This window comes from Sphingorhabdus lacus, assembly GCF_009768975.1.
Classification (GTDB): Bacteria; Pseudomonadota; Alphaproteobacteria; order Sphingomonadales; family Sphingomonadaceae; genus Sphingorhabdus_B; species Sphingorhabdus_B lacus.
In genome coordinates, this window is sequence record NZ_CP035733.1 from 1,973,593 (window position 1) to 1,987,868 (window position 14,276).

Annotated in this window: 13 protein-coding genes; 3 read left to right on the forward strand and 10 right to left on the reverse strand. The window is 59.1% G+C overall.

Going from position 1 to position 14,276, the window contains the following annotated elements; genetic code table 11:
- Positions 1-53: 53 nt before the first annotated feature.
- Positions 54-290 carry a hypothetical protein gene (locus tag EUU25_RS09260; RefSeq protein ID WP_158900343.1) on the reverse strand — a complete coding sequence of 79 codons (237 nt, stop codon included), beginning with the start codon at positions 288-290 and terminating at the stop codon, positions 54-56.
- A 353-nt stretch (positions 291-643) separates the two neighbouring features.
- On the opposite strand from EUU25_RS09260, the gene EUU25_RS09265 reads away from it, so the two are divergent.
- The gene (locus EUU25_RS09265; RefSeq protein WP_158900345.1) at positions 644-874 is read left to right on the forward strand and encodes a DUF6437 family protein; all 231 of its coding nucleotides are present in this window, start codon (positions 644-646) and stop codon (positions 872-874) included.
- Positions 875-991: 117 nt separating this feature from the next.
- On the opposite strand, the gene EUU25_RS09270 is transcribed toward EUU25_RS09265, so the two are convergent.
- From EUU25_RS09270 to EUU25_RS09305, 8 genes are all read right to left on the reverse strand, one after another.
- Positions 992-1,384: a single-stranded DNA-binding protein gene (locus EUU25_RS09270; protein ID WP_158900347.1), complete on the reverse strand. Its 393-nt coding sequence runs from the start codon at positions 1,382-1,384 to the stop codon at positions 992-994.
- A gap of 352 nt (positions 1,385-1,736) precedes the next feature.
- Positions 1,737-2,129 (reverse strand): DUF6915 family protein, encoded by a 393-nt coding sequence (locus EUU25_RS09275; RefSeq protein WP_158900349.1) that lies wholly within the window; start codon positions 2,127-2,129, stop codon positions 1,737-1,739.
- A 12-nt stretch (positions 2,130-2,141) separates the two neighbouring features.
- On the reverse strand, positions 2,142-2,576 hold the full coding sequence (locus tag EUU25_RS09280) for a DUF6878 family protein (RefSeq protein ID WP_158900351.1): 435 nt from the start codon (positions 2,574-2,576) through the stop codon (positions 2,142-2,144).
- A 126-nt stretch (positions 2,577-2,702) separates the two neighbouring features.
- Positions 2,703-3,659, reverse strand: a complete 957-nt coding sequence (locus EUU25_RS09285) for a DUF2493 domain-containing protein (protein WP_158900353.1) — start codon at positions 3,657-3,659, stop codon at positions 2,703-2,705.
- 268 nt (positions 3,660-3,927) lie between these two features.
- The gene (locus EUU25_RS09290) at positions 3,928-4,659 is read right to left on the reverse strand and encodes an RES domain-containing protein (RefSeq protein ID WP_158900355.1); all 732 of its coding nucleotides are present in this window, start codon (positions 4,657-4,659) and stop codon (positions 3,928-3,930) included.
- Entirely contained in the window at positions 4,631-5,011 is a 381-nt protein-coding gene (locus EUU25_RS09295; RefSeq protein WP_246162633.1) for an antitoxin Xre/MbcA/ParS toxin-binding domain-containing protein, read from the reverse strand. Before EUU25_RS09295 ends, EUU25_RS09290 begins: the two co-directional genes overlap by 29 nt.
- Before the next feature lie 79 nt (positions 5,012-5,090).
- Positions 5,091-6,020: an ArdC family protein gene (locus EUU25_RS09300; protein ID WP_158900357.1), complete on the reverse strand. Its 930-nt coding sequence runs from the start codon at positions 6,018-6,020 to the stop codon at positions 5,091-5,093.
- Between the two features lie 160 nt (positions 6,021-6,180).
- Positions 6,181-8,226, reverse strand: a complete 2,046-nt coding sequence (locus EUU25_RS09305; RefSeq protein WP_158900359.1) for a ParB/RepB/Spo0J family partition protein — start codon at positions 8,224-8,226, stop codon at positions 6,181-6,183.
- A 182-nt stretch (positions 8,227-8,408) separates the two neighbouring features.
- Between EUU25_RS09305 and EUU25_RS09310 the strand changes: the two genes are divergently transcribed.
- Both EUU25_RS09310 and EUU25_RS09315 read left to right on the forward strand, forming a co-directional pair.
- Positions 8,409-9,095 (forward strand): type IV toxin-antitoxin system AbiEi family antitoxin domain-containing protein, encoded by a 687-nt coding sequence (locus EUU25_RS09310; protein ID WP_158900361.1) that lies wholly within the window; start codon positions 8,409-8,411, stop codon positions 9,093-9,095.
- A complete protein-coding gene (locus EUU25_RS09315; protein ID WP_158900363.1) occupies positions 9,088-9,948 on the forward strand; it encodes a nucleotidyl transferase AbiEii/AbiGii toxin family protein in 861 nt (286 codons plus the stop codon). Before EUU25_RS09310 ends, EUU25_RS09315 begins: the two co-directional genes overlap by 8 nt.
- Positions 9,949-9,980: 32 nt before the next feature.
- Here EUU25_RS09315 and EUU25_RS09320 read toward each other — a convergent pair whose 3' ends face one another.
- Positions 9,981-14,222: a strawberry notch family protein gene (locus EUU25_RS09320; protein ID WP_158900365.1), complete on the reverse strand. Its 4,242-nt coding sequence runs from the start codon at positions 14,220-14,222 to the stop codon at positions 9,981-9,983.
- Between the last annotated feature and the right edge of the window lie 54 nt (positions 14,223-14,276).

Below are 14,276 nucleotides of genomic sequence, written 5' to 3' on the forward strand. Positions count from 1 at the left end.
GAGCAAGAAAAAAGAGGAAGCCCGTGAAGGACTTCCCCTTGGGCGTATTTGCGTCAAAACATGTCGAGCATTTGGCTTGGAACCGAGTCCACGATCCGGTCAACCAGATGTTGGGGTAATGCCCCATAATCGCCTTCGTCGACGACGATATAGCCCCGCTCGAAATCGGTCAGGATATATTGATTGAAGTAGCTGTGAAACGACCGTGCATAAGCGCAGTGCATGGCAGCCATAAGCGCCTGCTCGTCGGCTTTTCGTTGTGCGTTTTCGAGTGCTTGTGAACCGTTCATGATAACCTCCTGATGTTAAAGTGATGCTTCGCATCAGGATGCGGACAATGGGCAGGAAGGACGGGTCAGGGACCGCATGGTACATGCGGTCGCGCCAGCGGCGATGGGGGCAACGATTTTTCCGGATGCGCTACGGCAAAGCCGAGCCGCATCCGGAAAAATGGTGGGGCCCTGTCGTCCTTGACGCGGCCCTGGCCCTGCCCATTAGACTTGGAATTTTGTGAGAGAGCCTCCTCCTCCACTCCTTATTGGATGGGTTTGGAAGCTTTGCTGCAGATTTCATTTTCCTACACGCGGGTGGTGCCAATAATGTGCAGATCGGAGGGGACCAACGGCCAGCGAAAGGACATCTTATGGCCCGGTCCAAAACCAGCGCAGTCGATGCGCTCAAACGCCTGCAAGCCCAAAGAAGCGAACTCGATGCGCGCGAAACTAAACTCCGCACCGATGCTGCCAATGAACTTGGGAAAGTGCTGCTTGAATGCGGCGCAGAAACCATCGAGCCTGCAAAATTGCGGCTGCTCTTGAAGCAGACAGGCGCACTTGGCATCGATGCAGCGCTTGCCAAAGTAGGCAAGGCCTGAACGCCTATAGGCGGCGGCACGGGGCTCGATGCCCCTGCCGCCGCCCCTCGCTACAGACAAAAAGAAAAGACCCCGCCAGCTCGCGCCAGCGGGGCCTTTTTTGGTGGCGGCATCCGATTAATCTTCGTCGATCGGCGGCGCGTCTTCATTCTCGCCCGAGCGCGGCTTGGTGTGGAAATCAACCTTGTCCGCATAGATTTCGCAGCCATAGCGCTTGACGCCATCCTGGTCTTCCCACGACGAATAATGGAGCCGGCCTTCAACGCTCACCAGCTGGCCCTTCTTGCAATATTTGGCGACGTTTGCTCCCAAGCCATTGAAGCAGGTCACGCGGTGGAATTCGGCATCCTTCACGGTGTAGCCGTTTTCGTCCTTGTAGGTCTTGCCTTCCTTGTTGCGGGCGGGTCGGTCGGTGACAACATTAATCGTGGTGATCGAGCTTCCACCCTGGGTTGAGCGGGTTTCGGGGTCGCGCGAAATGCGGCCGACGAGGATAACGAGATTGGTCATGATACTTCTCCTGAATGCTGCATCCGGGACCATCCCCGGCTGCGAACGGAAAAGGAGAAACGGCAAGCGGGCGGTTGCACCGCGTTCACGCGGGAAACCCGACAAGCGCCGGGTGGTGCGGGCAGCCCTGCAAGGGCAACACGGCCGGCAGCGTTCGGGTTGCAACCGACCGCTGGCTGGTTCACCTCGGTTCGCAAAAGCCGGTATGGTCCCCGGTGCAGACAGACTGCAGAAGAGATGCTGTCGCTATCTCATTCCTCGTTCTGCAGTTTTAGCCCTTCCCGGTCCGCCTCAGGCAAGGCTTAATCTCGCATCCTCATGTCGCCACAGCCCAGCCCGCAGCCGGGAAAGTTCAAGCGGCAATCGGAAACGGTGCTGAAGGAACCTCCACAGGCGGTGTGTCATCCGATGGCTGGTCGAGGCGGCGCCCTTTGAACATCCAGGCCTGGGGTGCAATGAGGCGGCCCCAATCGGCAAAACTGGGGATGAAACCCAGGTCTTCAAGGACATGCTGCTCGCCAATCAGGCGGACAGGGACATGCTTTCCATCGCTGTTAGTGATCGTCGCCCCGAAGAGCGTTTCGAGCATGAAGATACCCTCGGCATGGTGGCGCAAGGCCCGGTGGCGCGGGTCGGCGAAGATCGCTTTCGACTGGTCGAACCATTGGTGGAGCGCGAGATAATCATCTGGCGTTCCGCCCCATTTGCGCACCGAAGAAAGTGCGTGATAATAGCAATGTGCCATGATCTGCCTCCCTCACAATTCGGTCGAATGGCTGTCATGGGAGATGAAGCGCAAATTGCAGTCGAGCTGGAAGCTGGCGTCTGCCACATCGATCAGCAATTCGCCAAAGGCGCCTTCGTTGATCTCCCATCCGCCATGGTGCCGTTCGAGCGCTTCATAAGCAAAATCTTCGAGTAAAGAGGCGAGTTTGACAGCATCCTTGCCCTTGCACGCGACATCGACATCGGGACATTCCATCACCTTGCCGTTGGCGCCAAAAAAGCTTATCTCTTCGATCGCGCCGCTATCGCCATAGCCATCGAAACGGATCTCGACGGTGAGTATCCCATGTGCTGCAAGCTGCGGCAGCAATACTGCTTTCATCGCCACAATTTCTTGGTCAGCGATCGCGCTTCGTTCGGCTTGACCTGCCAGATAGTTGGCGGCCAATTGCGAAAAGTCATTCATGTCCTTGTCCTCCTGTGAACGAAACCGCTGCTGACCCTCCACAGCGGCTCAACAGCTCCAAGGACGCCTCCCCTCTGGGCATAGATACGCCAGCGCCCGGAGGCGCTGGCGCGAATGAAGGGTGGCTCATTGCCCGGATGTGGGGGTTTTTGCCTTCGGGGAGGTGCCAAGCGGACCGCGGCGATCAACGACCGTCACGCGGGCAGCTTTGGCATCGATCACCAGACGTTCTAGGACGCCGTTTCCCGGAAAGGCGACGACATAACGCGGATCGAGCGAGAGCATCTGCTCGTTACGTTTGAACCCGGCGCGCGCACCCAGTCGCCGGTCGAGCGCAAAGGTCAGTTGGGCGATCCCGCGACGTTCGGCCCAGGATGCCGCCAACCGGTCGACACCCTTGGTATCGCCGCCATGCACCAGCACCATGTCGGGAACCGTGCCATGCACCTTGTCGAGTGTGGCCCAGACATTGGTTGCAAAGCTTTTGGCTTCATCGTCGGTTGGAAAGCGGCTTCGTCCGCCTGCGAATATGACGGGGGTACCTTCGGGCATCGCGGCGCGCTTCTTGGACGCGCTCCTTGCGCGCAAAAAGTCGCGACCCTGCACCACAGCCGAGGTGAGCATGGCGCCATGATTTAAACGCGAACTGGAGACGGGTTTCCAGGACGAGCCGAACTCGTTCATGTAAAGCGCGGCGGCAAATTCACGCATCTCTTCGAGCGCCAACATGCTTGCCTCAGCACATTGCGCGCGTTCGATCTGCGTTTCGAGTTCGTGCGTCGAAATTTCCGAACCATCGTTGCTCGCCACAAGCGCGCGTACCTCGTCGGTGGCACGATCAAGCGCAGTAGATTTGCGTTCCGCCGCGCGGTGAAAGAGATTAACGAGGCCCCAGCCTAGATCCTCGGCATCGGCTTCAAGCGCTGTGTCGCTGAACATCGCAAAAAGATCCGACCAGACGCCTTCAAGTGTTTGCGCGACTGCCTCGGGGCAAGGAAAGTCGGTCTGAGTGACGGGAGGCGGGCCTATGGTGAAACCGGAAAGATCGAGCCCGGCAAGTTGCTCGGCAAAAGTTGTTTGCATGGTGGTTCTCCTGACAGTTAGCTGCTAGCGGCCTCTCCGCCAGCGAGAGCCCGTCAGGGCCAGCTGAAGGCAGGCAAGCGCACCGACGCGAAGCGGAAGGGGAACCTGCCAAGGGCAGGCTGGCGCGGGCAGCGCTTGTGTAACAAGCGCAACACGGGCCTGCCCGGGCGGGTTGCGCAGGGCTGGCGGCTGGCCCAGGGCCTCTCTCGCTGTGGCGGTGGCCGCGCGCCTCAGGCGTCAGGAATTCATGTAAGTGCGTCTGCGACCCTTAGCCAGGACCGACCAATCCGAACCCGGCGGCTGTGAACACCAGCTGATCCTCGGCCGGAAAGGCAGCAAATGCGGTCAAACGATCCTCTTCGTAGCGCAAATGCCAGGTCCGCTGCGTCACGGGATCGCGCCCACCAAAGACGCTTGGCTCGAGGATGACGATGTTGCAGCGCGCCTCCGGATCGCGCGTCGATATCGTGCGGATCAAAGCGAGCGATGCCTCGCGGGCGGCAGCAGCAAGGTCCTGACAGGCGCTATAGTCGTTGGGATCGGTCCAGCGCGCTTGCTCGGCATCAAAGGGGGGACAGGTCAGATCGATCGCCTGCTCAGAGCGAACGTCGACCGTGAAGCTTGAATGCTCGCTCGTGGCTGAGGAAGGCTCGAACCCCGGTGAACGCAAGAAAAAGCGCAAGCGCCAATAGGCAGTTTCGGCAATGGCGGTTGCCTCGGCTTCGCTTGCATAGAAAATGCCTGGGCGTTCATCGGCACGACGAAATCGGCTAGGAGTGCGATGGCCATAGCGGAAGGGCGAAGCCAGCAGATAATGAAGACCTTGTGCGGCCTTGGGCAAATCCGGTTTGGCGGCTTCCGCAAGCGCCTCAAGCCGTGCCTGATCGGCAAGCGAGGCAGCAAGCCTGTTGGTCGAGATGCGGTGCTGCGCCTCGACCACCCGCCAGACTTGGCCTTCGTAGGCACGAACCTCAGACGCGAGCGCGGTGGGCGTCCACATAGTCGCAAACGGTCAGTAGGCCCTTGAAGCTGTCGATGAGATCGAGCGGCCGGGCATCAAGGTCAAGATTATGCGTCTGGAGCCAGCGGCGCGCTGCCGCGTCGTCGCTTCCCAGAAGCGAGTCCAGGCTTCTGAACAAGCGCAGCAGAAATTGTCCCGCCTCAAAGGACTTGGACGCCGGATCGAGCATGGTGCGCCCGGTGGTCAACCGCGAGGCGGTCGCCTGCGAGAGACCGAGAATGGTCCCCAATTTGGCGGTGCTCAGACCCCAATAATCTGCTATTCTTGCAATAGCAGAGGTGAGAACGCGGGCATCCTCCTGTGCATCGGCCTTGAAACGGGTAGCCATCATGCTTCCTTTCATTTGCATATAATGACATATATTCATTCAAATGAATAGTATAATCTTTGCATCGATGAATGCTCCGCATTCAGGCCGCTTCTGTCATGGGCTCTGCCTCACTGACGCCACATTCGCGGCCACCGAGTTTCAAAAGCAAGGCGCTTGCTTCTTCGGCGCGCGCGGCTGCAGTCAGGATTGCGCGGTCATCGTCGCGCAACAGCTTGAGCCAATGGTCGATATAGCTTGCATGATTGTCGAGATGGGTAACGGGAAGTCCGAGTTCAGCGCCCAATATCGCGCTCGACAATTCAGCAATCAGTTCTTCGGCGGCATAGGCCGCACTGCCGAAGCGGTTTTTGAGATTACGGTCGAGCCGTGATCCATGCCCGGTCCAGTGCGACAATTCGTGACCAAGCGTCGCATAATAATGGTCAAAGCCTGAAAACAGCTCGGGTGACGGCATGGTGATCCGGTCGGGCGACGGTTCATAATAGGCCTCAGAGCCTATATGGCGAAGTACCGCCGGGATCTGACCGAAGAATTCATCAAGCTCGGTTTTGCGTCCCTCGGGTTCGACCAGCGCAAGATCGTGCGCGGGATGATAGCGTTCGGGCAATCCGTCGATCTGGTCGGCATTGAACACGGCATAGGCACGAAGCACACGGCGGCTTTCTTCCTGTGGTTCTCCAGCTTCGGAAGCTTCGACCTCCTTGGAATAGCTTTTGTAGAAGATCGCGATGGTCGACTTCTCGCCCTTGCGCACTTGCGCGTCCAATTTGTTCGCCTGCGCGAAGGTCATCCAATAGGGCGATGCGTAGCCGCACATATCGGCGACCATCCAGAGCCAGAAAACATTCATGCCCCGATAGGGCGTGCCACAACTGCGCAACGGGCGCGACACCGGGAGGCCACGCCAGGGTTTGACCCAGGGTTTGGTTCCCGCCTCGAGCCTCTCGATGATCTGGTTGGTGATGCGGGTCGCAGGCGACAGGCCAGCGCGTTTCGAATGATAGGCCATGTGGGAAACTCCTGAATGTCGGCCGGACCAGTCCGGCAATCGACATGGACCACAGGCCCCCTCTCCTCTTCTTGCGGTTGGCGATGAGAAGAAGCGGCCCCCTTGCTTGCCAAGGGAGCCGCTTCCAACGCAGGCTCAAACCCGTCCTGTCAGGAGGAGGTCAGGCGGCGAGTTCGACACCTGCATTGTCGGTTGTTTCCTGGTTGATCACCATATCTTCGGCGGTCGACCCACCGGCATCCGGTTCAGCACCGTCTGCTGCGTCTGCTGCGATGTCGGCATCGGCCTCGGTCGCAGGTGTATCGCCAGATGCATCCGCAAAGCGCATGGCTGCGGGCAGCCATGCGAGCGCGCGCTCTTTGACTTCAACTTCGGTGATGAAGTTGCCGGCAAAGATGCGTTCAGCACTTGCGGCGAGTTCACCCTTCTTCGAAGCCGAGAAACGCGAAGCAAGCGTCGGGCCACCGACATCGGTCAAGGCCTCGAGAATGACGGCCTTCGACACCCTGTCGAAATAATTGGCAGCCGTCGGACGCCACCAGGCTGCCATGTTGATCCCGGTCAACTGCCCCAGATGATCGTGGAAGACATTGCCGCGATTGCCGCTCACATTGAGGCTCGCCTCAAGCGTGCGGCCGACCACCCAGCCAAGCCATGCCGAACGCGCTTCATCGTCAAGACGGCGGAACAGGTCGAAGCGCTCGGCAGTGCTGTCGCCCGCGCGCCAACTTTCATCGAGACCGCCGCGCAGCTCGGCGATTGCAACGGTGGCCGCTGCATCCTTCGCTTCAAAGTCGTGCGCCGGACCCGAGGCGGCAGAGCCCCGGATGGTGAGGCCGGGGGATGATGCCCAGCGGTAGGTGTCCGCGTCGGCCAGGATGAACACGAAGAGGTCGAGGGCGAGCGCGGGATCGCTTGCGACATGGAGTGCCAGTACGTCACGGCGTTGCATGGCAAGTTCGTCGACGAGCCGCTGCGACATCGCCGCGCGAGCGGGCTTGTCACCCGGTCCACTGCTGACGACCTCGACCGCACCTTCCTCGCCTGCGCTCACGACAAGCGTTTCCGTGAAATATTGCGGCTGGAGCGTAGGCACGCCGTCGCGGCCGAGCGTCAGGATCATCCCGCTTTCGCGCTTTATATCTGCGTCGAGTTCGACCGGGCGGTCACGGATTGCGGCGATTTCGGCATCGATGCGCTCGATTTCTTCGGACGCTGCACGAGTATCGTCCTCGCTCGCATCTTCATCTTCGAGGATGACCGCCTGCGCGTCATAGTCGGCATCAAGCTCCTCGATGCGCGCGAGTTCCTCGTCGGAGTAAACCCGCGGCGGGACGGGTACGCGGTGCAAGCCTTCGACAAGGTCATGGCTCACATAGACGTCGAGCGTCGGCTTGACCCAGGCAAGGCCCTGCTCTGCCGCAACACTGGCTGCCGCCTCTTCCATCTTGGCGTTGGCAAGATTTTCCAGAAGCGCAACGTCGAGCCAGCTTTCATTCTCTTCATCGTCGAACAGCTCGCGGTCGACCCGCCCGCCAGCTGCAAGATAGGCGTCCTTCCCGACCAGTTTGGCACGCGGATCGCTGCCGCGCACGGTGCTGTTGAGGACCATTCGTCGGATGCTGTCGGGCGACGCGCGGTAGCAGGATTGGACGACTTCATCATAGACACGCGCCTGGATGGCCTGATCGGAGGTCGCGCCGTAAGCTTTCGCCATATCGAGCGTGATCTCGCCTGCGGCCAGCGCTTCGAACACCACAGGGGCAAGCGATGCCAAGCGCAACCGGCCTTCGACGAAGCGGACGGTCAAGCCAAAGCGCCGTGCGACATCTTCAGGCGTTGCGCCGGTTTCGATGATGCTTGCAAAAGCTTGTGCTTCATCGGCCGGGTTCATCTTCAACGTGTGGAAGTTCTCGGCAAGACTGGCTTCAAGGATTTGCGTTTCATCGCCGTCGAGAACCAGGCACAGAACCGGAAACGTGCGCGCCAGCTGCTTGTCAGCCGCAAGCGCGAGCAAGGCTTTGCGGCGACGTTCGCCTGCTTCAACCTCATATTGGCCCTTCTTGCCTTCGCGGACCACAAGGTTCTGCAAAAGGCCGTGCGCTGCAACGCTGGCTTTGAGTTCAGCATCTGCAACCGGATCAGAGCGCTTGCGGACGTTCCGGGGGGACGCGATAAGCTTGTTCAACGGAATTGACTTGATCATGGGATTTCTCCTGAAGTGCGAGCCGACGCGCCGCCATTCGGCCGCCAGAGCCCAACCGCTCAAGGAACCCTCCCCTCTCTCCTCCGATGAGCGAACGGCGCTCATCCTGCGTTGCTCAGGCCAATCGGCCAATGGGGATAAAATTCTTGAAACTTTCATATTTTGGAAGTATTGAGAATTTTATGACAGCTTTGGTCAAAGAAATTTCAAAAGCGGGATTGGCAGGCCGCGTCCTTGAAGAGCGGCAGCTCGCAGAGCTTGTTGGCGGTAGTGCCGCGCGCCGGTACGGGCTGGTCAACCGTGCGATCAAGGAGGGAGCGCTTGTCCGCATCAAGCGCGGCACATATGTGCTCGCAGCTGACTATCGGACCGAGCCGGTCCATCCCTTTGCCGTCGCGCAAAGCCTGCTTCCCGGCAGTTACATCTCATTCGAGACGGCACTTTCCTATCATGGCTGGATCCCGGAAAGCGTGTTTACAACTGCCAGTGTATCGCCAGGCCGTAAGACGCTAGAATATGCAACCGAAGCCTTCGGCAGCTTTGCCTTTCACCCACTCGCTATCCATCAATATCGCCTGCTGACCAGCGTCGACCGGGTCGTCCTCGGCAAGCATACCGTTCTCGTCGCGCAGCCCTTGCGGGCCATCCTCGATCTCGTAGCGTTGCGCAAACAGCCTTGGCAAGGCCTGGAGTGGCTGACGAGCGGAATGCGGATCGATGAAACGCATCTGTTTGCGCTCAATCGAGCAGATTTTACCGCTTTGAAGCCCGTCTACAAGCATAAGGCTGTAAACGCGTTTCTCGACCAACTCGGAGACGCGCTGGTGAGCGGGAAGGCAACTGGCCGACGGAGTTCGAGACATGATTGATCTGATCAAGGAGCGTCTCAACCGATATGCCGCCGCAAATCCGCTTGAAGAGGAAAATGCGGTCAAGGAAATCCTCCAGGAAATTGCGCTTTATGCGCTATGGCGAAGTGACTTTTTCGATGTCGCCCTGTTCCAGGGAGGCACCAGCCTGCGTATCCTGCACGGACTGCCGCGGTTTTCAGAAGATCTGGATTTTCTGCTGCGCGCACCTGACCCAAAATTCGACTGGTCGCCTTATCTGAGCGGGCTCATCCAAGTCGCTGCCGAATTCGGCGTCAAGCTTGACGCGCAGCCGCCTGCCCGAATGGATAAGGCCATCCATGCAGCTCTTCTCAAGAACGATTCTGTTGCCAATCAGCTGGACCTATCCTTTGCTGGCCAAGACCGGCGGAAGGCAATCCGGATCAAGCTTGAGATCGACGTTAATCCGCCTTTGGGCTCGGGCGAGGCCACCAGCTTTCTCGATTTTCCTTTGGACTATGAAGTTCGTCATCAGGATCTGCAGTCCAATTTCGCGCTCAAGATCCATGCGCTGTTATGTCGCGGCTTTTTGAAGGGTCGCGACTGGTTCGATTTTTCCTGGTATGTCTCGCGCGATATCGCGCCCAATCTCCTCCTCTTGCGGAACGCACTTGTTCAGGCAGGCCCGTGGAAAGGCGATGAGACCATTCCCGTCGATATCGCGTGGCTGAAAGCGGCGCTTTCCGACGCAATCACCAAGATCGATTGGAAGGCGGCGGGTGACGATGTAGCACGGTTCCTCCGGCCAGCGGAGCTTCGCTCGGCGGATCTTTGGAGCGAGCGGTTCTTCCTGGCAAAGGTAGAAAAGCTGACCTCTTCCGCATCCGGCTGAAGCATCGCGCCGCATATTCGGAAAATCCCCAATCACGGCTGCCGGCTGGCAATGCGAGCGACTATCGCGGCCGCATCGCTGGATGGAACGAACAGCCGCGTTTGATAGCGAATGATCTCGGTGAAGCAGCCTTTCGCTTTGTACCAATCCAAGCGGTCAGCAGACCAACCCGTCAACTCAAGCCGCTGGCTGCCATTGACGAGCGAGCGCTTAACCGTCAGCGCTTCCGCGCTGCGGAACGGTAATGGTTTGCCCGTTTTCATAACGGCCGATGCAATATCGGCTGGATCCAGGGATTGATCGAGATCTTTGCCTAGCGTTTGCGCCAACTCTGGAATGTCGCCCATGCCGATCTCGCGCCCCAGAAGTGAACGGCCATCCTTCGCTGCAATCCGGCTCACCCGAACATAATCGCCCGGAAGCTTGTCCCAGATTGGCAGCAGCAGGCCGGTCGCAAGATGGAGTCGCTCGCGTTTTGGCGATGCCAGCGCTTCGGCGGTCTCGGCGCGCCAGCCATTCTCAAACTGTTCGCGCCCGACCGGTTGCCAGTTGCTTGTCCCAAGCTGCTCGGATGTCAGATATTCGGCGCGCAAGGGCCGGACGAGTTCAAATCGTTCGATGCGCTCGCCGTCATCGGTGAGAAGCCCGCGCGCACGCACGGCAAGCGCGACGCGCCCGGACCGTTCGTTTTGCATCGGACGGGCATGAACAGCCCCTAGATCATGGATTTTGGCGAGATCGTCAAAGCCGAGCGGCCGCTGGCGGCGCGCAATCTCGATCTCAAGCAAATGGGTCGTGGCACCCGATGCAGTGTCGGTGCGCAGGACTTGATCCGAGACTATTTGATAATCCTCGACAGCGATAGTTTCGACGCCAAGATCGAGCATGCCTGCAGCACGCGCGGCATTGACGCAGGCTTCGACAAGGCCCAGATATTCATCGAATATGCCATTTTGCAAATGGATCGGAAAGGCAAGGATACGATTGAGCCATCGCTGGATCGTCGGTAGCTCATCCAGCAAGCCGCCATCTTCGGCTTCAATCTTGAGGCCTGACAATTTTTGAAAGCGGTCAAGACTGACGGCTTCGAGTTTGCCCTGAAAGAGCAGATGAAACCAGCGGATGAGCGCGTCTTTTGCGTAATTGCTCTCAAGATTGTCGGCAGGATTGAACAGATTCTGCCCGCCGGTTTGGCGCTGGCCGCGCGTGAGCGCACCCAGACTGTCAAGGCGCCGCGCTATTGTCGAAATGAAGCGCCGTTCGCCCCGAACATTGGTTGTGACGGGGCGGAACAACGGCGCTGATGCCTGATTTGTCCGATTGGTGCGGCCGAGACCTTGAATGGCAGCATCGGCACGCCAGCCTGGCTCGAGCAGGAAATGGATCCGGCGCTCCTGATTCTTCGCATTCAGATCGGCATGATAACTGCGCCCTGTGCCACCGGCATCGGAGAAGACAAGGATGCGCTTGTCGCCGTCCATGAAGGCCTGGGTTTCGAGGACATTGGTGCGGGGCGAACGCGACTGAAGCTTTTGACTACCGTCGGTTCCGACCACCAAACGCCGCGAGCGTCCTGTGACCTCGGCCACTGCATCGACACCAAAGCGTTCGATGATGGCATCAAGCGCGGTGGCGACAGGCGGAAGCGCGCACAGTCGTTCGATCATCGCGTCACGGGCAGCGACGGCCGCACGGCACAAGACAGGATTGCCGTCGGCATCGCTCATTGGCTCGGAACGCGCATCGCCATTTTCATCGACGAACACCTGCATCAACCGGACCGGGAAGCTTTGCAGCAGATAGTCGACCACATATTCGCGCGGCGAGAGATCGATTTCGAGATGCTCGCGCTCTTCCGGGGTCAAATCGGCAAGTCGCCGGTCAAGCATGGCTTCGGCCGTCGAGACGAGCTGGATCACCGCCGAATTCCCTTCCGCCAGCACCGTATCGATCGCTGGCAACAGGCTTGGCAGCTTCATCGAGAGAAGAAGCTGCGCGAAGAAACGCTGCTTGGTGCCTTCGAAGATCGAAAGGGCTGCAGCCTTGGCACCCCTGTTGAGCGTAATGCCGCTATCTGCATCGACGATGCGGGTGGCTTCGAGCACTTCACCCAGATTGCTATGAATGATCGCCCATGCTTCAGCATAAGCATCATAGACCCGGATCTGTACCTCAGTTAGTTGGTGCTCCAGTATGTCATATTCGACACCGGCAAAGGACAGCGCACGTGCTGTATAAAGGCCCAGCGATTTGAGATCGCGGGCGACCAGTTCCATTGCAGCAATTCCGCCTTTGCGAATATCATCGACAAAGCGCTCGCGGGTCGCAAAGGCGGTTTCCGGGCCCCACAGGCCAAGCCGCGCTGCATAGGCCAGATTATTCACATCGGACGCGCCGGTGGCGGAGACATAAAGAACTCTAGCACGCGGCAGCAGATTTTGGAGGCGTACGCCAGCAATGCCCTGCTCACTGCCTTTGACCTTACCCCGGCTCCCCTCCCCACCTGCGGCATTGGCCATTGCATGGGCTTCATCGAAGGCGATCACACCGTCAAAGTCATCGCCAGCCCAATCGAGGATTTGCTGCAGCCGCGTCGCATCGGCGCGGCCCGACCGGAGCGTCGGATAGGTCACGAACAAGATGCCTTCGGCCATCGTGACTTTATGCCCGAGTTTCCATTGCGAAAGCGGCTGGACGTCGAGCGGCAGCCCGCCAAGCGAACTCCAGTCGCGTCGTGCGTCCTCCAATAGCGCTTCGTTTTTCGACAGCCAGATATGACGACGTTCGCCGCGCAGCCAACGGTCGAGGAAAATGGCTGCAACCTGCCTGCCCTTTCCCGCACCCGTACCGTCGCCCAGAAAATAGCCGCAACGATAGACTGAGCCTTCTTCATGCGGCTGCAAACTGCATCCATTGTCATGGGGCAGATAGAGGCCGGGAAGATCGCGCTCGAAGGCATTTGCTGCATAGACCAAGGTTTCGAGCTGCGCGTCGGACAGAAGTCCGTCAGCAACACAATTTGCCATAACCAGCGGCTGGACATGGGGAATGGGTGCAGCAATCGAGCCCATCGCGACCGATTCCACGAGCGGCGTTGGATGATTGCGCGCGCCGGTGATGATCATCCGGCTGGGCCGATATGGGAGATAGTGACCCACCTGCTCGGAAATGGGAGCCGCTTCATCGAGCGGCACAAACTCGAGCGCATGCAGTTCAGCAGCGTTGGATGAGATCGAAGGAACCGGCGCGATTGGGCGGCTTATCGTTCGCGGCGCTACTCGCAGAGCGGGCCTTAAGGGTCGGGCGGGCACAGGCAGCGGCTGGTGCGATGCACGGATCGGCAGGGCATCAACGAGCGACACAAGCTCGCTGAGATCACCGATATGGTAGGTCACAGGAGTCCGATTATCGTCAACCTTGTCGAGAACGATAAGCCGCGTTGAAATCGAGGTCCCGGCACGCGCAAAGGCGCGGTCCATTGAAACATTAAGGCGGACGGCGAGCGGCATCCGTGAGCGCTCAACAAAGGCATGGAGGTCGAACCATTCGGGCATGATCGCAACGGCTCTGCCGCCAGTTGCCAATCTGGCCAGCGAAGAACGTAAATGGCGAGCACCTGTGCGGCCATCTTCGCCGCGCTCAAGCCCCACCGAATAGGGCGGATTGATCAGGACGGTGTCAGGCAAGATCGCAGGATCGAGCAGCTCGTCGATCAGCTCACCATCGTGCATCGAAGTCCTTACATCAGGGAAGAGCGTATGGAGTGCGTCGCGCCGCAAGACATGGATTTCATTGAGCGCAAGTTTGGAGCCGCTCTGCTGCGCCCAATAGGCCAGCATGCCGGTTCCGGCCGACGGTTCGAGGGTCAGGTTACGGCTCGACGATCCAGCCGCACGCGCCGCGATCCAGGCTAGGCGCAACGGTGTCGAGAATTGCTGAAATCGAACCTGTTCTTCGGACCGGTAATACTGGATTGGCGTAAGGCTTTCGATTCTGTCGAAGCAATCAAAGGCTTCCGCCATTTCGCTGGCAGGAGTGATCTTGGATAGAGCTTGCAAGTAGAGAAGTTGCGCCAGCTCCACTGCGGCATGGGTATCAGAAAGCGACCAGCGATTGTCAGCATCGGTAGCGCCCGTCAGTCGGGTAAAGGTCTCTGAGAGATGTTTTCGCGTGATCGGCACATTGGCAGCAAGATCGCCCGCTAGGCTACGCGCAGCAGCGATCGCAGGGACTTCGTTGGGCGAGAATTCGAGAATGAATGCGGGCTGGTTCATGGGTTCGGCCTCCTGAAAGAGGCCAGCGATCTTCGCAGGATTGCCGACCGGGCC